Source organism: Symbioplanes lichenis (assembly GCF_030709675.1).
GTDB lineage: Bacteria > Actinomycetota > Actinomycetes > Mycobacteriales > Micromonosporaceae > Actinoplanes > Actinoplanes lichenis.
Genome location: NZ_JAUZQD010000023.1, coordinates 15,241 through 33,736, shown reverse-complemented (window position 1 = coordinate 33,736; position 18,496 = coordinate 15,241). Strand labels below are relative to the sequence as shown.

The window sequence follows — 18,496 nt, the reverse complement described above, 5'->3', positions numbered from 1 at the left end:
CGCCCCGCCGAATGCCTCCTGGCCGTCGCGAGACCTTTGCGGGAAGGTGCTTTTCCCCCTTGCGGGTGGCTTGTCTGGTGTTGGCGGGGGCGCGTTCCTAGGCTGGTCCGAGGCACTCGAGCCGGGGAGGGACGAGGCTGACAGCCGCCGGAATTCCGCTCGATCGCGTCGTCGCGCTGCCTGCTGCGGACACTGATGCCCTCGCTCTCTCGATCGCCCGCGACCACCCGGATCTTGCCGCCGTGGTGCACCGCCCGGCGCCACGTTGTCCGCTGCCGGCCGACTTCGTGCGGGCCGCGGTCGACCGCCTCGAGCAGGTGGCCGTCGACCTCGTGCCGGCCTGGCTGCCGGAGGCTGCCACGGGCGTCCGCCCCGACACCGCCGGTCTGGTCGCGGTCCGGGCAGCTGCTGCCGCACGGGCCCGCCGCGACCACTATCCCGGCTTCTACCTGCCCGACCTGGCCGTCGCCGCGGTGACGGGACGGCGAGCCGCGACCGCGTCGTTGCCGTTGCGGGCCCGGGCGGCAGCGCTGGCCCGGCTTGTGGCGAGTGCGTTCGGCCGGCGGAAGGTGGTGCTCCTCACCGAGCCGGGCGGTGCGGACAAGGAGGTCGTCGCGGCGGGAGCGGGCTGGCTCATGCACCACGGCGGCCCGGCGGTCTGGGTCGTCGGCGCCGGTGCGCGCGGGTCGGGGCTGCCGGAGTTCCGGCCGGCGCCGCCGGTCAGCTCCGGGGCGCCCGGTCCGGCCGTCGTGGGCAAGCCGCATCCGGCGAGCCACGTCGAACGGGCCCTGGAGGCCGCGCTCGCCGCTGAGAGCTGGGCGGCCGGGCGCCGCTGGAATCAGAGTTACCAGTCGGGGCTCGCGATGCCGGTGCGGCTCGACCTGGTGTGGCCGGAGGAACGCTGCGTGGTGGAGATCGACGGGCCGGAGCACTGCCGGCCGCTGCACTACGAGGCCGACCGGCAACGCGACGTCCGGCTGCAGCTCGACGGATATGCCGTCCTGCGTTTCACCAACGCCCGAGTGACCCACGACGTCGGCGCCGTGGTCCAGCAGATCGGCAAGTATCTGCTGGCCCGTCGCCAGGAAGCAGCGGAGGTACGGCACCATGGCCGGCGATGACCTGACGGCGTCGGAGAGCGCGATCCTGGTCGTACTCATGGTCGAGGCGCGAGAAGTGCCGGCGACCGAGTTGCGCGAGCGGTACGGGCTGGAGGTCCGCAAGCCGCAGCGCGACAAGCTCACCCGCCTGCGATACGTGGCCGGCCGCAAGACCGGGCGTACGTATGCCCTGCAGCTGGAGGACAGGGGCTGGGTCCGCATGCAGGACGACCTCGAGTTCAAGGTCCGCGGCGCGACGGCGGTCGGTGCCGCGCTGACCGCCCTGCAGGCCGCCCTGCGTGATCGTGTCCTGCCTCGTAGCGGCTGCGCCACGCTGGGGGAGCTCTTCGCGCTGAGCGACGTGCGCGCGCCGGCGCCGTCCGGAAACTTGCGGGACCGCATCGTCCACGCGGGACGGGAGCTCGCCACCGAACCCGGCGCCTGGGTGAGCCTGCGCCGGCTCCGGCCCTTCTTCGCCGATGTTCCACGCGAGGATCTGGACGCCGCCCTGCGCGAACTCAGCCGCGAGGAGGGCGTGACCCTCGCCCCGGAGCCGAATCGGAAGACGCTCACCGAGGCGGACGTCGAGGCGGCGCTCCGGCTCGGCGGCCAGGAGAACCACCTGCTCGCGATCGGTGTGGGATGAACGAGGCGGAACGTACGGCCCTGGCGGCCCTGCGGTTCGACTGGGCGCCGGTTCCCGACGACGTGTGGCGGCCGTCGCCCTTCCACGTCGACGGCCTGCACGTCCCGGTCGTACGAGAGGTGCTCGCCGGCGTGCGGGAGGCGGCCTCGGGCCCGGGTGGCAGCCCGCTCGGCCTGATCGTGCAAGGCCAGCGTGGCTCCGGGAAGACCCATCTGCTCGGCTGGATCCGCCAGCGGGTTCAAGCCCAGGGCGGGTACTTCTTCCTGGTCAGCCTGCTCGATGCCGGCAGCTTCTGGGACAGTGTGCTGGCCGCCATGCTGGACGGTCTGGCGCGACCGGTGCCCGGGACCCAGGACACCCAGCTCAGGCTGCTGTTGCAGCGGCTTTCCGCACTGGTGGGTGCGCCCCGGACCGCCCGCCGGGCGTTCATGGGCATGAAGGTGCTGACCCGGGACGACCTGGACGTCTTCCTGGAAGGGCTGGGCAACTTCGACCGTCAGGCGGCCCGGGTGAGTCAGGAGACCGCCCGGGCCCTGGCGCTGAGTGCCTCGGAGGACATCACCCATCGCGACATCGCCGAGAACTACTTCCTCTCGGGTGAGGAAGTGGTTCCCGGTGAGCGGGCGGCGTGGGGCATGCGCCGGGGCCCTCGTCAGCCGCAGCAGATCGTGCAGGACCTGTCCTGGCTGCTGGCCCTCACCGGACCGTCCGTCGTGGCGATCGACCAGATCGACACGCTGATCGCCCAGCTGGCGGTCTCGGGCGACGCCGCGGTGACGGGTGCCGCCGCGTTGAGCCCCGACCAGGTGTCGATGCTGAGCCGGATGGCGGACGGGCTCATGTCCCTGCGGCAGACGACGCGACGGACCCTGACCGTGTTCGCCTGCCTCACCAATACCTGGTCGACCATCAAATGGACCGCGACCGACACGGTGCCCGACCGGTTCCGCGAGCTGTCTCCGCTGCGCCGTATCGACAGCGCCGACCTCGCCCGGGCGATCATCGAGAAGCGCTTCACCATCCTGTACGAACAAGCGGGCTTCACGCCTCCGTACCCCTCGTGGCCGGTGTCGCCGCGGGCCTTCGCCGAAGCGGGGAACTTCACGCCCCGGCAGCTGCTCATCGAGATCGACCGGCATGTCCGTACGTGCCTCGAAGCCGGCGAGCTCCGGGAGATGACCACCCTCGGTGAGCCGCCCGCCGACGAACCCCGGGAACCCCGGCCCGTTCCCGTCACTGTCACCCCCTCGGAGCTGGACCGCTACGACGCGTGGTTCGCCGAGCTGAGGGCAGCCGCCGACGTGGTCACGCCGCGCGACCGGTCGGCGGAGGACCGCGAATTGCCGCCACTGCTCGCTGCCGGGCTCACCTCGTGGATCCTGGAACGGGGTGACGCGGGGGAGCCGTTCAGCATCGATCCGCCCCCGAGTACGGATCCGCCGTTGCACGCGCGGCTGCGGCTGACGCTCGATGAACGTACGGAAGATCAGGTGCACTGGTGTTTCCGCGCGATCAGCGACAGCTATCACAGCAACGCGGTGCTGGCCCGGCTGCGGAAGGCGTGCGTGGCGGCCGCCCTCGACCCCGGCATGCCCAAGCGGAAGCTGATTTTGCTGCGCAACCGCCCGTGGCCGACGGGTCCGGGCATGCGGAAGGCCGTCGAATCCTTTGTCGCGGCCGGCGGCCGGACCGTCGAGCTGGGTGACGAGGATCTGCGTACCCTGGCGGCGCTGCGGGTCATGCTGGCCGAGGCGCCGATGGACCTGCAGGGCTGGCTGGCCGATCGCCGGCCCACCCGTGATCTCGCCTTCCTGCGGGCCGCGCTGACTGATCTCGACCAGGCTCCGCCCTCGGCTCCGGCCCCAGCCTCAGCTGAGCCGGCTTTCGTTGTCGGGCACGGGTACGACGACGAGGCGCCTGTGCCGCTCGCGCTCGAAGCGCTCCGCAAGCACGTCACAATTTTCGCCGGCTCGGGCTCCGGCAAGACCGTGCTCATCCGCCGCATCGTGGAGGAGTGCGCGCTGCAGGGCGTCTCGGCCATCGTGCTCGACCCCAACAACGACCTGGCCCGGCTGGGCGAAGGCTGGCCCGAGCAGCCCGCCCAGTGGCGGCCGGGCGACGCGGAGAAGGCGCGGGACCATCTCGCGAACACCGATGTCGTCGTCTGGACGCCGCGGCGGACATCGGGCCGGCCGCTCAGCTTCCAGCCGCTGCCCGACTTCGCCGGCGTGCTCGACGATGACGACGAGTTCCACGAGGCCGTCGAGGCCGCGGTCGCCGCGCTGGCTCCGAGAGCCATGGTCACCGGCCGGGCTAGCAAGGCCCACCTGGGGCTCGCGGTGCTGCGCAAGGCGGTCGAGCACTACGGCCGGCGCGGGGGCTCCCAGCTCAAGGGGCTCGTCGACACGCTGGCCGACTTCCCGGACGGCCTCATCGACCTGCCCGACGCGGACAAGATCGGGCTCGGCCTGGCGCAGACGCTGACCGCCGCCATGGTGAACGACCCGCTCTTCGGCGGCGAGGGCACGCCGATGGATCCCGGCGTGCTGCTCACCCCCGCGCCGGGCAAGCGGGCTCGCATCTCGGTGATCAGCCTCGTGGGGCTGCCGTCCGACGACGTCCGGCAGAGCTTTGCCAACCAGCTGCAGATGGCGCTCTTCGCCTGGATCAAGCGCCACCCCGCCGGTGATCGGCCGCTGCTCGGGCTGCTCGTCATGGACGAGGCCCAGACGTTCGCTCCCTCGGGCGCGATGACAGCCTGTACGCAGAGCACGCTGGCGCTGACCGCCCAGGCCCGGAAGTACGGGCTCGGGCTGATCTTCGCCACGCAGGCCCCGAAGGGCTTGCACAACCGCATCCCGGGCAACGCGGCGACGCAGCTCCACGGCCTCATGAACAGCCCGATCCAGATCGAGGCCGCGCGGGAGATGGCCAAGGCCAAGGGCGGCGACGTGCCGGACATCTCCCGGCTGGCGACCGGCGAGTTCTATCTGGCCGTCGAGGGCGCCGCGCCCCGGAAGATCAGAACGCCGCTCTCGCTGACTCACCACCCGCGCAGCCCGCTGACGGTCGAAGAGGTCCTGGCGCGGGCGCGAGCTTAAGCGTGGGCGATGCCGAGGCCGAGCAGGATCAGGCTCAGGCCGGCCGCGAGGGTGGCCGCGGTGGAGCGGGCGGCGCCGTCGGGGGACTGCTCGCGCAGGACGAGGGCGGCGGCCGGGACGATGGCCGCGCCGACGAGCCAGAGGCTGCTGGCGGCGACTGCCAGCACCAGGGCGGCTCCGGCGAGCATGATGAGGGTGACCTCGGGGCCCGATCGCCGCGAGGGCTCGCCGGGGTGCTCGGGGAAAGCCACGCCAGCATTCTAGAACGCGAGGACAAATCGAGCCCGGCGAGAAGAGCGGGCCGTCATGCAGTACGCTCGTACTGCTAAGAGCAGCAGTCCCGGGAGAGGAGCGCCGGCCGATGGCGAAGATCAAGGTTGAGAACCCGGTGGTGGAGCTCGACGGCGACGAGATGACGCGGATCATCTGGAAGCAGATCCGCGAGCAGCTGATCCTGCCCTACCTCGACGTCGACCTCGAGTACTACGACCTGTCGATCCAGTACCGCGACGAGACCGACGACCAGGTGACCATCGACTCGGCGAATGCCATCAAGCGGCACGGCGTCGGCGTCAAGTGCGCGACGATCACCCCGGACGAGGCGCGCGTCGAGGAGTTCGGCCTCAAGAAGATGTGGCGGTCGCCGAACGGCACGATCCGCAACATCCTCGGCGGCGTGGTCTTCCGCGAGCCGATCATCATGAGCAACGTGCCGCGGCTGGTGCCGGGCTGGACCAAGCCGATCATCATCGGCCGCCACGCGCACGGCGACCAGTACAAGGCGACCGACTTCGTGGCGCCGAGCGCCGGCAAGCTGACCGTCACCTTCACGCCCGAGGACGGCTCGGAGCCGATCGAGTTCCACGTCGCCGACTACCCGGGCGGCGGCGTCGCCATGGCCATGTACAACTACGACGAGTCGATCCGGGACTTCGCCCGGGCGTCGTTCCGCTACGGCCTGGCCCGCAACTACCCGGTCTACCTGTCGACGAAGAACACGATCCTCAAGGCGTACGACGGTCGCTTCAAGGACCTGTTCGCCGAGATCTTCGAGGCGGAGTTCGCCGAGGACTTCAAGAAGGCCGGCCTCACCTACGAGCACCGGCTCATCGACGACATGGTCGCCGCCGCGCTCAAGTGGGAGGGCGGCTACGTCTGGGCCTGCAAGAACTATGACGGTGACGTCCAGTCCGACACCGTCGCGCAGGGCTTCGGCTCGCTCGGCCTGATGACCTCGGTGCTGATGACCCCGGACGGCAAGACCGTCGAGGCCGAGGCCGCGCACGGCACTGTCACCCGGCACTACCGGCAGTGGCAGAAGGGCGAGAAGACCTCGACCAACCCGATCGCCTCGATCTTCGCCTGGACCGGCGGCCTCAAGCACCGTGGCCTGCTCGACGGCACCCCGGCGGTCACCGAGTTCGCCCAGACCCTCGAGAAGGTCTGCGTCGAGACGGTCGAGGGCGGTCAGATGACCAAGGACCTCGCGCTGCTCATCAGCAAGGACGCCCCCTGGCTGACCACCGAGGAGTTCATGAACGCCCTGGACGAGAACCTGGCCCGCAAGCTCGCCTGACCCTCGCTCCACGCGAAAGCCCCCGGTCCCGGCGGATCGGGGGCTTTCCCATGTTTGGCTGCGTAACCGGGGGGTATGTCGCTTCGTTTGTCCCAGCAGAACGGATGACGACCACAACCGCACGAGAGGTCGCCCGCCGGTCCGGCCGCCTTGTCCCGGGCGCCGCCGGTTCTCTCGTGCCGGGGCGTCCGTCCCTTCCCTGCGGGGGGCCTTGTCCCGGGCCCCCCGCCCCCACTTCTCGAGTCAGATGATCTCGCGCAGCGTCTGGGCGGCCTTCTCCGGCACGATGTCGTTGATGAAGGCGCCCATCGCCGATTCCGAGCCGGCCAGGTACTTCAGCTTGTCGGCGGCGCGGCGGATGCTGAAGAGCTGCAGGTGCAGGTAGCCCAGGTCGCGGCCCTCGCCCACGACCGCCTGGTGCCACGCGGCGATGTAGGGCATCGGCTTGTCGAAGAGGGCGTCGAAGCGCTGGAGCAGGTCGAGGTAGATCGGCCCGAAGGCGTCCCGCTCGGCGTCCGACAGCTGGGGGATGTCGAGGACGTGGCGGTTGGGGGCCAGCTGCACCTCGAAGGGCCAGCGGGCGGCCGCCGGCACGTACGCCGTCCAGTGCTCGTTCTGCGACACGATGCGCGTGCCGGCTGCGATCTCGGCGGCGAGCACGTCGGCGTACAGGTTGTTGCCGCCGGTCTTCGCCGCGTGCGCGCGGGCCGCGGCGAGCATGCTCTTCGTGCGCGGAGTGACGAAGGGGTACGCGTAGATCTGCCCGTGCGGGTGGTTCAGCGTCACGCCGATCTCGACGCCGCGGTTCTCGAACGGGAAGACCTGCTCGACGCCCGGCAGGGCCGACATCTCGGTCGTACGGTCGGCCCAGACGTCGACGACCGTGCGGACCCGCTCGGGGGTGAGCGCCCCGAAGAAGCTGTTGTGGTCGCTGGTGAAGCAGACCACCTCGCAGCGGCCGACGCCCGGGACCACGGGGACCAGGTCGGTGAGCGAGGTGATGTCGTCGGCCTTGACCCGGTCGCTGAACGAGGGGAACTGGTTCTCGAAGGTCACCACGTCGTAGCTCGGCGCCGGGATCTCGCTGGCGAACTCCGGCGTCGACGGGCACAGCGGGCACTTGTCCGACGGCGGCAGGAAGGTGCGCGTCTGCCGGTGGGCCGCGACGGCCACCCACTCGTCGACCAGCGGGTCGTACCGCAGCTGGGACGTGGGCGGCGGGGGCGGCAGCTCCCGGGTGTCGGGCCACTCGGCGCGGTCGTGGGTCGGGGACTCGTCGAAATAGATGAGCTCCCGGCCGTCCGACAGCCGAACAGCCGTGCGCTTCTCGATCACTGGGGGCTCACCACCATGAGGTCGTTCACTTGTTCCGCAAGGACTGCCCGTGCGGTGTCGTCGATCCCGTCGTCCGTGATCACCACGTCGGCGCGGTGCAGCGGGACGATCGAGGAGATGCCCACCGTGCCCCACTTGGTGTGGTCGGCCAGCACCACCAGGCGCTCGGCCGCCTGCACGAGGGCGCGGTTGACGTCGGCCTCCATCAGGTTAGGCGTGGTGTAACCGGCCCGCTCGCTCATGCCGTGCACGCCCAGGAAAAGCATGTCCAGGTGCAGCGTGCCGATCGCGGCGACGGCCACCGGGCCCACGAGGGCGTCCGAGGGCGTACGCGTCCCGCCCGTCAGCACCACGGTCTGATCGGGCCGCCCGGCGCGGTAGAAGATGTCCGCGACCGGGATCGAGTTGGTGACCACGGTCAGCGCCGGGACGTCGACGAGCCGCTGGGCCAGGCCGGCCGTGGTGGTGCCGGCGGAGAGCGCGATCGCGTCGCCGGGGGAGACCAGGGCGGCGGCGCGCATGGCCATCGCGGCCTTCTCGGCCTGCTGGCGTACGGACTTGGCGGCGAACCCCGGCTCGTGCGCGGAACCAGGGGTCACCGTGGTCGCGCCGCCGTGTACTTTCGCGATCAGGCCCCGGTCGGCGAGTGCCTCGAGGTCCCGGCGGATGGTCATGTCGGAAACGTTGTACTCGGTGGCGAGCTCACTGACCCGCACACCGCCGGCCGCGCGAACCCGGTCGAGGATGGCCGCTTGACGCTGCTGGGCAAGCACTACCGCACCCCCGAGGCCACAGGCATCCGCACTATTTCAAACACATGCGAACACTACCCGCACAGCGGCCTCGAACAAAAGAGTCAGCCGATGCGGCGGAGCGGCAAGAGGCTCTCAGATCCCTCTTCCCCGTTTGTGGAGCGCGGACAGAACGTTCTCGACCTTCACGGCGCCCGTCATGGCGGCGAGGGCGATCGCCGTCCGGGGTTCTTTCCAGTTCGCGCGTACGGCCTCCTTGCTGAACCGCCACGCCTCCGACCGGTTCCCCGTGGCGGCGGACCAGCACGCCAGCTGACCGTAGACCCGCGCCGCCCCGGGACGGCAGCCGCTGATCTCCGGGTGCCGTTGCATCATCCAGCGCAGCGATGAGATCTTCGTCGCGTACTCGTACGCGTAATGGGAGGTCCGCCCCCACAGCACGCGCACCAGCGGCTCGTCGAGATGCACGATCGGGGCCCGGCGCGCGGCCCGCAGCAGCAGGTCCCAGTCCTCGTTCTGGCTGCCCGGGGCGTCCTCGGCGACGAGCCCGATGCCGTTGTCGACCAGCGCCGACCGGCGGGCCAGGAACGACGAGGAGTGCAGCATCGCCATCCGCGACCGGGCGAGCTCGTCCACGGTGACGCGGCTGCGCCCGGCCAGGCGCGGGGTCGACCGGCCCTCGTACTCGACCTCGATCGCGCAGGTGGCGAACTCCGCCTCGGGCTCGGCGAGCAGGGCGGCCGCCTGCCGGCGCAGCTTGTCGGGTGCCCAGCGGTCGTCGTCGTCGCAGAAGGCCACGTACTCGGTGTCCAGCGCGAGGATGCCGGTGTTGCGCGCACCCGCCAGACCAGGTGTACGCCAATTGGTGAGCACCAGCACAGGAACGCCGGCCGTGGAGGCGAGCAGGTAGTCGGGCTCGGTCTGGTCGTAGACGACGACGATCTTGACGGTGCCGGGGTAGCGCTGTTCCCGCACCGAGGCGATCGCCTTGCGGACGAGCTCGGGGCGGTTGCGGGTGGGGATGACGACGCCGACGGACGGCCAGTTCATCAGGCTTCCTTCACATTCAAGGGATATCCGTACGCGCGGAGCATCGGCCCGCACACCGTGCCGACCAGCCGCCGTTGCTTGTCCGGCAACGCGCGCACCCAGGCGTCGTCGCGCCGCAGCGGCAGCCGCCCGACGGTGAAGCGCATCGGGTTGCCGGCCGCGCTGTGACCCACGCCCAGATCGGCGTGCCCGTCGCCGACGAACGCCAGGTCGGCCTCCGAGATCGGCAGCTCGGCGAAGTCGGCCAGCGACGTGAGGGCGCCGCGCGGATCGGCGAGGAACTGCTCGTACCGGATCCGGCGGACCGGCACCCCGCGGCGCGCGAGCAGACCGAAGGCCGCGTTGTGGGCGTTCCAGAGCAGGGCCGAGCGGCCGGGGGAGTAGCGCGTCATCTCGTCGCTGCCGTCGGTCTCCGGCCGGGCGACGGTCTTGGTCCACGAGTACGCGACACCGCGCGCGTCGCGCACCACGTGCACCACCCGGAGGTCGATCCCGCCGGCCCAGCGCAGGACGTGGGCGAGGGCGCTGTGCTTCGACGAGTCGACGACCACCTGCGCCCCGGACACCTCCGCCGCGGCGGTGTAGACGCGCGTGTAGAAGCCGGCGTACTCGCGTACCTGGAGCAGCAGCTCGCGCGGCAGCCGGTCGGCGGCGAGCCGGGGAATGAACCGGGTGCGCTCGACGGCGTCCCGCAACGCGTGCACCCGCTCGACGTCCACATTGGCCCAGCCGTGGAAGGCGAGTTCGCCGACCCGCTTCCAGAACGTGCACGCGGCGAACCGGGCGCCGCACCCGCACCGTTCGTTGTCGCGGACGTCACGTTGCCAGAGGTGCACGATCTCGCCGAGCGCGCACACCGAGGGCAGTTCCCCGAGCAGGCGTTCGACGAGCGTCGTCCCGCTTCGTCCTAATCCGCCCAGAAAAAGAACCCGTGCCACTTTGGTCCACCTTCGCTCGTTTCGCTGCTATAACGAGCGAAGGAGGCGTCAGGTGGTTGTCGAGGCTTTCCCGCGGGTCCGGCTCGCGGGGACAGAGTTTGATCCGGTCACCGAGGAGGAGGTGGTCGCCCAGGTCAGAGACGCTCTGGCCGGTGGCCGGGGCGGGCGCGTCGTGACGCCCAACGTGGACATCCTGCGCCAGGCGTCGACCGACGCGCGCGTCCGGGCGTACCTGGAATCGGCCGACCTGGTCGTCGCCGACGGCATGCCGCTGGTCTGGGCCAGCCGCCTCAGCGGCACCCCCCTGCCCGAGCGCGTGGCCGGCAGCAGCCTGATCTGGTCGCTCTCGGCCGGCCTCGCCCGCGACGGCCGCTCGATCTTCCTCATCGGCGGCACCCCCGGCCACCCCTCCGGCGCCGAACGCGCGGCCCTGCGCCTCGCGGCGGACTTCCCCGGCCTGCGCGTGGCGGGCACCCTCTGCCCGCCCCACGGCTTCGAGCAGGACCCCACGGTGTACGCCGACCTGGTCCACAATGTCGTCACAGCGGCCCCGGACCTGGTCTTCGTGGGGCTGGGCTTCCCCAAGCAGGAGCAAGTCGTCGACCGTCTCCGCCCCCACCTGCCAGGCACCTGGTTCATGGGCTGCGGCGCCGCCGTAAACTTTGTCGCCGGCGACATCGACCGGGCGCCCCGCTGGATGCAACGCACCGGCCTCGAATGGGCCCACCGCCTGAGCGCCGAACCGGGCCGCCTGGCGAGCCGCTACCTCAAGCACGACGCGCCCTACGCCGTGAAGCTGCTGGCCCAGGCCGCTCGGCGCTAGAAATTTCGTCCCGCCGGCGCTTCGGGACGAGCTGTGGAGCGAGCAGGTCCGGCGACTCCTGCGTTACGAGAAGTCCGCCACCCGCATCAGTCAGTTCGAGCCGATGGTTGTGCCCGGGCTGCTCCAGACGCCGGACTATGCGGAGGCGGTGCTCAGCCTTTACGCGGATCCCGGCGATGCCCCGGAAACGGTGGCTCGGCGGGTGCAGGCGCGGATCGCCCGGCAGGTCATCCTGAACGGAGACGATGCGCCGGCCATGGTGTTCATCGTGGACGAGTCGGCAATCCGCCGACGGATCGGCGCGGAGAGCGGTCAAGGGCCGGAGGTGTTGCGCCGCCAGCTGGCGCATCTCAAGCAGTTGTCCGCCCGGACCCGGGTGAGCCTGCGTCTCCTGCCGCTTGCCGCGGGGGCGCAACCAGGTCTCCGGGGCCCCTTCGTGATCATGGAGTTCGCCGAGCCCGCCCTCGGCGATCTTTTGTATCTGGAGGATGCCAAGGGTGACTACTTCGGTGGCGCGCACTCTGCCGACTTGAGCAGCTATCGCCGTTGGTTCGAGGAGCTGGAGACCATGGCGGCCTCCGAGGCGGAATCTGCGGTGATGCTCGACGCGGCCCTTGCGGAACTGGGCGAAGGAGGCGCCACGGCTACCGCTGCATGACAAGACCATGGAGGCTGTCCGCCGCTCCTCGGGACACGGCGGACAGAAGACGACTCACCGTCGGGTGTCGCCGGCGTACTGCAGAAGAGCGATGAACAAGGCGACGGCGGCGGCAAAGGCCCCGCTGCCGGTGAGGACGGCTTGGGGAACACTGCCCTGGTCGGCAAAGGACAACAAGCCCGCCCCGCCGCCGATGAGCGCGGCGAGAAACACGATGACGACGACGCGGGGAACAGCCCGGGTCGAGGGCGCGCCGTGCATGACTCAGCGCAGCGCTGGGGTGATGGCTGACGGAAGCGCGACCGTCAACGGCGGTGTCTGCACCTGTCCTTCTGCTGTCGCGAGTACTAGACTTCTCATGGCAGTCCCTTTCGATGGTGTGAGATCCGTTCGGGGCGGCTTCAGCTGGACAGTGAGCACTTCCGGTGGCAGCCGGAGGTGCTCACTTCGCTTTGGGCAGCTACTCCTCCTGACTCTCAGTCTGCGGCTCGACACGGATGGTTGGCAAATTGCCAAACGTACTTTGGCACACTATGTTTTGCCGGTTCGCTGTTGCCATCGACGTCTTGACAGCTACCGTCGACGGGGTTAGGGAGGTAATGGTGAGCCGGCCCAGCAGCCCGACCGCTCGCCGCAGCGAGCTCGGCGCCCTGCTCAAGCGCTATCGAGAAGAGCGGGGTCTGACCGCGACGGAGGTCGCGGCCGACGTGGGCGTCGATGTCTCCACGATCAGCCGGCTCGAAAACGCGCAGCGAAGTCCCAAGGAGCTCTTGGTCAGGGCGCTGAGCAATCGGTACGGCCTCGATGCGGCGACCACCGAGGACCTGGTCCGGATGACCCGGGAGGGGCGTCGCCGCGGCTGGTGGGAGCGGTACGACCTGGAGACGTCCACCGCCACCCTGGTGGGACTCGAGAGCGCCGCCACCGAGATCGCCGGATTCGAGACGACAGTGATACCCGGACTGCTGCAGACCGAGGCGTACGCGAAAGAAGTAATTCGCCCGGTCCGGCTTGATTTCTCCGCTGACCGGCTCGCGCAGGCCGTAGAATCCCGCATGGGCCGGCAGCAGATCCTTTCTGGTGACAGTGCTCTCCACTTGCATATCGTGATCGACGAGGCGGTTCTGCACCGTGTCGTCGGCGATCACGATGTCATGCGTGACCAATTGGCGCACCTCGGCGCGATGGCCGGACGTCCGAACATCCGCGTCCAGGTGTTGCCGTTCACCGCCGGGGCCAGCCCGGGGCTGGACGGGAGTTTCTCCCTGCTCAGCTTTGTCGGCGGTGGGTCTCTGCCGCCGGTGGTCTACACAGAGGGTCAGCTCGGCCAGCTCTTCGAGCGGAGGCCGGAGGAAGTGGCGCGGTGCCGACAGGCATTCGTCCTGCTGACCGAGCTCGCCCTCGATCCCGCGCAGTCGATCGAGACAATCGACCGCTGCCTCCACAACATTCCCGCCTGATCAGCCGAGGACAATCATGAGCGAAATGCATATCGACCGGCAAGCTTTGGACTGGCGTATCGCCACGCGCAGCTCGGGTGGTAATTGTGTTCAGGTTGCCGCGGCCGCCGACATGATTGCGGTACGGCATTCCCGGCGCCCCGAACAGGAGATCATCCTCTACACCAAGCCGGAGTTCGAGGCCTTCCTGGACGGCGCCAAGAAGGGCGAGTTCGACGATCTGATCGGCTGATCGCCGATGGTGTCCCAGGACCGGGCGGCGATGTCCGCTGCCCGGCCCTGCGGGTGCTCATGGCCGCCGCCCCTGCCGGGGTGACCGCGGCCGCCCGGCGCGGTGGGCGGGCGGCCGCGGCGATCAGGGCAGCAGGGGGCGGACCTCGACCTGGAAGATGGGGAGTTTGCCCAGCTTGCGGTAGGCCTTGAGGGATTCGTGGGTGGCGTCCACCGAGGAGTCGCGGCCCTCCTGGTTGTGGGGCGTGTCGAAGTGGATCAGGGCGCGGATCTTCGGGAAGCGGCCGATCTGCCGGCCGACCTCGCGGTAGAACTCCGCCTTGTGGGCCGGGTTCTTCTTGGAGGACCAGACGCCCCACTCCGCGACCATCAGCGGCTTGCCCGGGTGCTTGCGCGTCGCCCAGTTGTAGAAGCCGGGCCAGTCGGGCTTGTTCGACGCCTGCCGGTTGAGCAGCTCCGCGAAGTCGCCGTGCCCGTAGCCGGGGTCGCTGTACGCGTACGTGTCGAAGCCGATCCAGTCGACGACCGAGTCGCCCGGGTACATGTCCTCGAACCACTTCTTGCTCGTGTGCGGCACATACGCCATGTGGACCAGCACGGTGACCAGGTTGTCCACGCCGTGGGCGCGGAGCCGCTTGACCACGTACTTGTACATGGCCGCGTAGTCCGAAGCGGTGTAGCCGGAGCCCTTCTTCTCCTTCACATTGTCCTCGGCCTCGTGGTGGACCGTGAAGAAGAACTGCTCGGGGAAGTTCTTGTTGATGTGCTCGGCGAGCTTGTCGAGGAACTTGTCCGTCTTCTTGTCGCCGTCGGCGATCTCGGCCCAGGTGGCGCCGGAAGGCTTCCAGTTGAGGAAGAGGATGCGCTCGCGGCCGGGCTCGCGGGCGATCTCGATCTCCTGCTCGGTGGGGAAGAGCTGCTTCGTGCCTTTGTGATAGGCGTGGTAGACGTCCTGGTGCCGCTCGGTCTTCTCCTCGAAGGAGGCCAGCGCCTGCTTGCCTCGCTTCTCGGTGAAGGCACCCGGCGCCACGCCCCACAGGACGCCGCAAGTCGGCACGAGCTTCTCGCCCGTGCGGCAGTCCCGGGGTTCGGCGGCCGGCGGAGCCGTCGAAGAAGGAGCGATCGGTGCAGCCGAGGAGGGCGGCGGGACGTGACTGGGCGGCACGGAGGCGGAGGGGGAAGGCGCCACGGAAACCGGCGTGGACGGGGCCGCGGACGAAGGCACGGGCACGGGCCCGTACGGGATGCCGAGTTGATCGACGCCACCGGTCCAGGCCCATGACAAGGTGGCCACGACCGAGATGGCGAAGACGGCCGTGAGGGCGACAAGATGCAGAATCCGGCGCGGGCGACGTGTCACGATCGCCCAGTATTAGACCCAAAGTCCGGTTTGTCGACTACCCGAACCGTGGGAAGTGCGGAGCCGGACCCCGCTCGACCGCGCGGCGCCCGGCTGAGAAACTGTCCCCCAAGCTCACTGCAGGGGGAGTTCAGGTGAACGACGGTTTCGTGCTGCCCGAGGACGTGCTGCGTGACGCGCCGTCATGGACACCACGCGCGCACGAACTCGCCGACCTCGAGTTGTTGCTGGCCGGGGCCTATGCGCCACTGACCGGATTCCTCGGCCGGGCCGATCTCCAGTCGCTGCGGCGCCGGGGCCGGCTCGCCGACGGCACCAACTGGCCGGTGCCTGTGACGTGCGAGGTGCCGGCCGAGCTGGCGTCGAGTCTCGATCTCGCCGACCCGCTGCGGCGCACGGTCGTGCTGACCGATCCCGAGGGCGCGCCGGTCGCCGCCGTGGAGGTCACCGACGCGTGGCCGACCTCGGACGGGCTCTGGGCGATCGGGGGCACGGTCCGCCGGATGGGCGACGGCGGGCACGGCCCGTTCCAGCGGCTGCGGCGCAACCCCGACGAGGTGCGGGCCCTGCTGCCACCGGGCCGGGTGCTGGGCGTGATCGCCGACCGCCCGCTGCACCGGCCGCAGCTCGCGCAGATCGCGCATGCCGCCCGTACGCTGGCGGCTCATCTTTTGATCTTCATCCCGGTCTCGGGGCCGGGCCCGGACGGCCTGCCGCCCGAGGCGCTGGTCCGCTCGGTCTTCGCCGCGCGCGACCGGATGCCCCCGGCCACGATCGTCGCGGTGCCGCTGCTGACCCGCGGCGACGAGATGCGTGACGCCATGCTGCGGGCCCGGGTGGCGAGCTCGTACGGCGTGACCCACGTCCTGAGCACCGGCGACATCCTCTCCGGCGGGGGCCTGCGCGTGCTCGTGCCGCGGGAGCTGGCCTACGACAACCGGGACGGGCAGTGGCGCTGGCGGGACGACATCCCGCCGCGCAACCGGCGTCTCGCCATGTCGCCCCGTGAGATCGACGACCTGCTCGACCGGGGCTTCCCGCTGCCGGAGTGGCACACGCCACCGGCCGTGGCCAAGGAGCTCGTCCGCGTGCGCCCGCCGCGCCGGCACCGCGGTCTCGTGGTCTTCTTCACCGGCTTCTCCGGCTCCGGCAAGTCGACGATCGCCCGCGGGCTCGCCGACACCCTGCGCGAGACCGGCGAGCGGACCATCACGTTCCTCGACGGCGACGTGGTGCGGCGCGAGCTGTCGGCCGGGCTCGGATTCAGCCGGGCCGACCGCGACCGCAACGTGCGCCGCATCGGCTGGGTCGCCGCCGAGGTCGCCCGGCACCGCGGCATGGCGATCGCGTGCCCGATCGCGCCCTACGAGGATGCCCGCACGGCCGTGCGCCGGATGGCCACCGACGCCGGGGCCGGCTTCGTGCTGGTCCACGTGGCCACCCCGCTCGAGGTGTGTGAGCAGCGCGACCGCAAGGGTCTCTACGCCCGGGCCCGCGCGGGCCAGCTGCGCGGCATGACCGGCGTGGACGACCCCTACGAGGTGCCGCCCGCCGCCGAGCTGACGGTCGACACCACGGACATGACGGTGCCCGAAGCGGTCGACCGCGTGCTGGCCTACCTCGTCGAAAGCGGTTGGGTGGAGCCCGCTTTGAAGTAAACCGTCACGGCGGAGGAGCACGGGCCGTTTACCCCGCGGGGGCGAAACGCCCGAATGTTCGAAACTCCGCGAAAGGCCCGCCGAACCGATGGAAGCGTCACGCCCAACCGACCTCTCGCACTACCTGGGCGTCTTCCGCCGCCACTGGTGGGTGGTGCTGGCGGCGACGGTGCTCGGCCTGGCGCTCGGTGCCGCGGTGACCCGGGCGCTGCCCCGGGTCTACGAGTCCACCACGTCCGTGCTGGTGCAGGCGGTCGACCAGGATGCCAACGCGTCCGGCGGCCGCACCAAGGGCGCGATCAACCTCGACACCGAGGCCCAGCTGGTCGGCTCGGGGGCGGTCGCGGCGAAGGCCACGGCGCTGCTGCGCTCGCCCGAGTCGCCCATCGAGCTGGCGCACAACGTGTCGGTCGAGGTCCCGCCGAACACCACCGTCCTCATGATCCGGTACGCGGCGAGCACGCCCCAGGACGCGCGGGCCGGCTCCCACGCCTTCGCCGAGGCCTACCTGCGCAACCGCGAGGAGAGCACGCGCGGGGTGCTGGACACCAAGATCCGTACCCTCAGTCTCAAGATCAAGCAGTTGACCACGAGCCTGACCAGCATCAACGGCCGGTTGGCGAAGGCGGCCGCGGGCAGCTCCGAGCGCAGCAACCTGGAGAGCCTGCGCAACAACTCGCAGAACCAGCTCAACAGCCTGACCGGCCGGCTCAACGAGCTCACCACGGCGACCGTCGACGCGGGCAGCATCATCAGCGACGCCCGGGAGCCGGAGGAGCCGGTCAGCCCGGACGCCATGCTCAACATCGCCACCGGCGCGATGATCGGGCTGCTCGCGGGGCTGGCGCTGGCGTTCGTCCGGGAGCGCTTCGACCGCCGGGTGCGCTCGGCTGCCGACGTCCGGGACCGGGCGCGCATCGCGGTGCTGGCGGCGCTCGACGACCGGACCACGCCGCACTTCGAGGACGTGCTCCAGCCGTACGGGCCGGGCGGCCGCATCTTCAACCGGCTCCGTAACGAGGTGCTGGCCAGCCTGAACCCGGGTGACCAGATCATCGTCGTCACGGGGGCCAGCCGGGGCTCGGCCACCACGCTCGTGGCCGCGAACCTGGCCGCCGCGCTGGCGCGTACCGGAAGCGATGTCGTGCTTGTCGGCGCCCACCTGCCGGACAGTGTCGTCGAAGCGGCACCCCTGGCCCGCATGCTCGGGGTCTCCGCGACGCCGGGCCTGTCCGACCTGCTGGCCGGGCGCACCGGGCTCGGCGAGGTCGTGCAGCGCACGCCGCGCATCCCGTCGCTGCGGGTCGTGACGACCGGTGGCGCGGCGACGGCGGCCGGCCTGATGCAGTCGCAGCGGCTGCGGGACACCCTCGACGCGCTGCGCCGCCAGGCCGCGTACGTCGTCGTCGAAGCGCCCTCGACCAGCAGCAGCGCCGACGCGCAAGGGCTCGCGAGCCTCGCCGACGCGGCCATCCTCGCGGTCGAGCTGCGCCGCGCGAAGCGACCCGCCCTGATCGACGCGGTCGAGCAGCTGAGCCGCGTAGGCACGCCGTTGCTCGGGGCCGTGGTGCTGCCGCAGCTCGCGGGCGTGCCGCCGCGGCCGGCCGAGGAGGAGCTGCCGGCGGTGGCCCTGACCGCGCCGAAGATCACCGGCCTCGACGACGCGACCCAGCAGATCAACCTGCCGCCGGTCCGGCCGCAGCGCAAGGGCGACGGCACCGAGGAGGTCACCGCGGTGATCGACCTGACCCCCGTGACGTCCAAGCCGTCTCCGAAGCCCGCCGCCCGCCCGGACGACGCCAAGTGAC

17 protein-coding genes are annotated in these 18,496 nt (G+C 70.6%); 10 read left to right on the top strand and 7 right to left on the bottom strand.

Translation table 11 applies throughout. From position 1 onward, the window contains the following. The first annotated feature begins 242 nt into the window (after positions 1–242). Genes RAN62_RS38275 through RAN62_RS38265 form a run of 3 tightly spaced genes read left to right on the top strand, consistent with a single transcriptional unit; the run spans position 243 to position 4,847 of the window. Complete coding sequence (locus RAN62_RS38275) at positions 243–1,121, top strand: endonuclease domain-containing protein (RefSeq protein ID WP_305789774.1); 879 nt, start codon at positions 243–245, stop codon at positions 1,119–1,121. After that, positions 1,108–1,746, top strand: coding sequence for a hypothetical protein (locus RAN62_RS38270; protein ID WP_305789773.1), 639 nt, complete (start codon positions 1,108–1,110; stop codon positions 1,744–1,746). Before RAN62_RS38275 ends, RAN62_RS38270 begins: the two co-directional genes overlap by 14 nt. Further along, a complete protein-coding gene (locus tag RAN62_RS38265) occupies positions 1,743–4,847 on the top strand; it encodes a helicase HerA domain-containing protein (RefSeq protein ID WP_305789772.1) in 3,105 nt (1,034 codons plus the stop codon). Before RAN62_RS38270 ends, RAN62_RS38265 begins: the two co-directional genes overlap by 4 nt. Here RAN62_RS38265 and RAN62_RS38260 read toward each other — a convergent pair. Further along, positions 4,844–5,098, bottom strand: a complete 255-nt coding sequence (locus RAN62_RS38260; RefSeq protein ID WP_305789771.1) for a hypothetical protein — start codon at positions 5,096–5,098, stop codon at positions 4,844–4,846. The genes RAN62_RS38265 and RAN62_RS38260 overlap by 4 nt on opposite strands. Positions 5,099–5,208: 110 nt before the next feature. Between RAN62_RS38260 and RAN62_RS38255 the strand changes: the two genes are divergently transcribed. Then, a complete protein-coding gene (locus RAN62_RS38255) occupies positions 5,209–6,423 on the top strand; it encodes an NADP-dependent isocitrate dehydrogenase (protein WP_305789770.1) in 1,215 nt (404 codons plus the stop codon). Between the two features lie 243 nt (positions 6,424–6,666). Here the strand turns inward: RAN62_RS38255 and galT are convergent, their stop codons facing one another. From galT to RAN62_RS38235, 4 genes are all read right to left on the bottom strand, one after another. Then, complete coding sequence (gene galT, locus RAN62_RS38250) at positions 6,667–7,758, bottom strand: galactose-1-phosphate uridylyltransferase (RefSeq protein WP_305789769.1); 1,092 nt, start codon at positions 7,756–7,758, stop codon at positions 6,667–6,669. Next, positions 7,755–8,531 (bottom strand): DeoR/GlpR family DNA-binding transcription regulator, encoded by a 777-nt coding sequence (locus RAN62_RS38245; protein ID WP_305789768.1) that lies wholly within the window; start codon positions 8,529–8,531, stop codon positions 7,755–7,757. Before RAN62_RS38245 ends, galT begins: the two co-directional genes overlap by 4 nt. A 114-nt stretch (positions 8,532–8,645) precedes the next feature. Continuing rightward, on the bottom strand, positions 8,646–9,560 hold the full coding sequence (locus tag RAN62_RS38240; RefSeq protein WP_305789767.1) for a glycosyltransferase family 2 protein: 915 nt from the start codon (positions 9,558–9,560) through the stop codon (positions 8,646–8,648). Further along, complete coding sequence (locus RAN62_RS38235; protein WP_305789766.1) at positions 9,560–10,498, bottom strand: sulfotransferase family protein; 939 nt, start codon at positions 10,496–10,498, stop codon at positions 9,560–9,562. Before RAN62_RS38235 ends, RAN62_RS38240 begins: the two co-directional genes overlap by 1 nt. A 52-nt stretch (positions 10,499–10,550) precedes the next feature. Here RAN62_RS38235 and RAN62_RS38230 point away from each other — a divergent pair, with 52 nt between their 5' ends. Both RAN62_RS38230 and RAN62_RS38225 read left to right on the top strand, forming a co-directional pair. Beyond that, a complete protein-coding gene (locus tag RAN62_RS38230; protein WP_305789765.1) occupies positions 10,551–11,321 on the top strand; it encodes a WecB/TagA/CpsF family glycosyltransferase in 771 nt (256 codons plus the stop codon). A gap of 31 nt (positions 11,322–11,352) precedes the next feature. After that, entirely contained in the window at positions 11,353–11,979 is a 627-nt protein-coding gene (locus tag RAN62_RS38225; RefSeq protein WP_369077246.1) for a DUF5753 domain-containing protein, read from the top strand. A gap of 54 nt (positions 11,980–12,033) precedes the next feature. On the opposite strand, the gene RAN62_RS38220 is transcribed toward RAN62_RS38225, so the two are convergent. Further along, complete coding sequence (locus RAN62_RS38220) at positions 12,034–12,240, bottom strand: hypothetical protein (protein ID WP_305789764.1); 207 nt, start codon at positions 12,238–12,240, stop codon at positions 12,034–12,036. 341 nt (positions 12,241–12,581) lie between these two features. Here RAN62_RS38220 and RAN62_RS38215 point away from each other — a divergent pair, with 341 nt between their 5' ends. Further along, positions 12,582–13,439, top strand: a complete 858-nt coding sequence (locus tag RAN62_RS38215; protein ID WP_305789763.1) for a helix-turn-helix domain-containing protein — start codon at positions 12,582–12,584, stop codon at positions 13,437–13,439. A gap of 16 nt (positions 13,440–13,455) precedes the next feature. After that, positions 13,456–13,671, top strand: coding sequence for a DUF397 domain-containing protein (locus RAN62_RS38210; RefSeq protein ID WP_369077243.1), 216 nt, complete (start codon positions 13,456–13,458; stop codon positions 13,669–13,671). A gap of 123 nt (positions 13,672–13,794) precedes the next feature. On the opposite strand, the gene RAN62_RS38205 is transcribed toward RAN62_RS38210, so the two are convergent. After that, on the bottom strand, positions 13,795–15,030 hold the full coding sequence (locus RAN62_RS38205; RefSeq protein ID WP_305789762.1) for a glycoside hydrolase family 26 protein: 1,236 nt from the start codon (positions 15,028–15,030) through the stop codon (positions 13,795–13,797). A gap of 134 nt (positions 15,031–15,164) precedes the next feature. Here RAN62_RS38205 and cysC point away from each other — a divergent pair, with 134 nt between their 5' ends. Both cysC and RAN62_RS38195 read left to right on the top strand, forming a co-directional pair. Further along, the gene (gene cysC / locus RAN62_RS38200) at positions 15,165–16,688 is read left to right on the top strand and encodes an adenylyl-sulfate kinase (protein ID WP_305789761.1); all 1,524 of its coding nucleotides are present in this window, start codon (positions 15,165–15,167) and stop codon (positions 16,686–16,688) included. Positions 16,689–16,776: 88 nt separating this feature from the next. After that, positions 16,777–18,495 (top strand): Wzz/FepE/Etk N-terminal domain-containing protein, encoded by a 1,719-nt coding sequence (locus RAN62_RS38195; protein WP_305789760.1) that lies wholly within the window; start codon positions 16,777–16,779, stop codon positions 18,493–18,495. The last annotated feature ends 1 nt before the right edge of the window (position 18,496 follow it).

Coding starts and splice junctions, on each gene's coding strand:
- RAN62_RS38270 (WP_305789773.1), top strand. CDS start 1,108: ATGGCCGGCGATGACCTGACGGCGTCGGAGAGCGCGATCCTGGTCGTA.
- RAN62_RS38265 (WP_305789772.1), top strand. CDS start 1,743: ATGAACGAGGCGGAACGTACGGCCCTGGCGGCCCTGCGGTTCGACTGG.
- RAN62_RS38255 (WP_305789770.1), top strand. CDS start 5,209: ATGGCGAAGATCAAGGTTGAGAACCCGGTGGTGGAGCTCGACGGCGAC.
- RAN62_RS38240 (WP_305789767.1), bottom strand. CDS start 9,560: ATGAACTGGCCGTCCGTCGGCGTCGTCATCCCCACCCGCAACCGCCCC.
- RAN62_RS38220 (WP_305789764.1), bottom strand. CDS start 12,240: ATGCACGGCGCGCCCTCGACCCGGGCTGTTCCCCGCGTCGTCGTCATC.
- RAN62_RS38210 (WP_369077243.1), top strand. CDS start 13,456: ATGAGCGAAATGCATATCGACCGGCAAGCTTTGGACTGGCGTATCGCC.
- RAN62_RS38195 (WP_305789760.1), top strand. CDS start 16,777: ATGGAAGCGTCACGCCCAACCGACCTCTCGCACTACCTGGGCGTCTTC.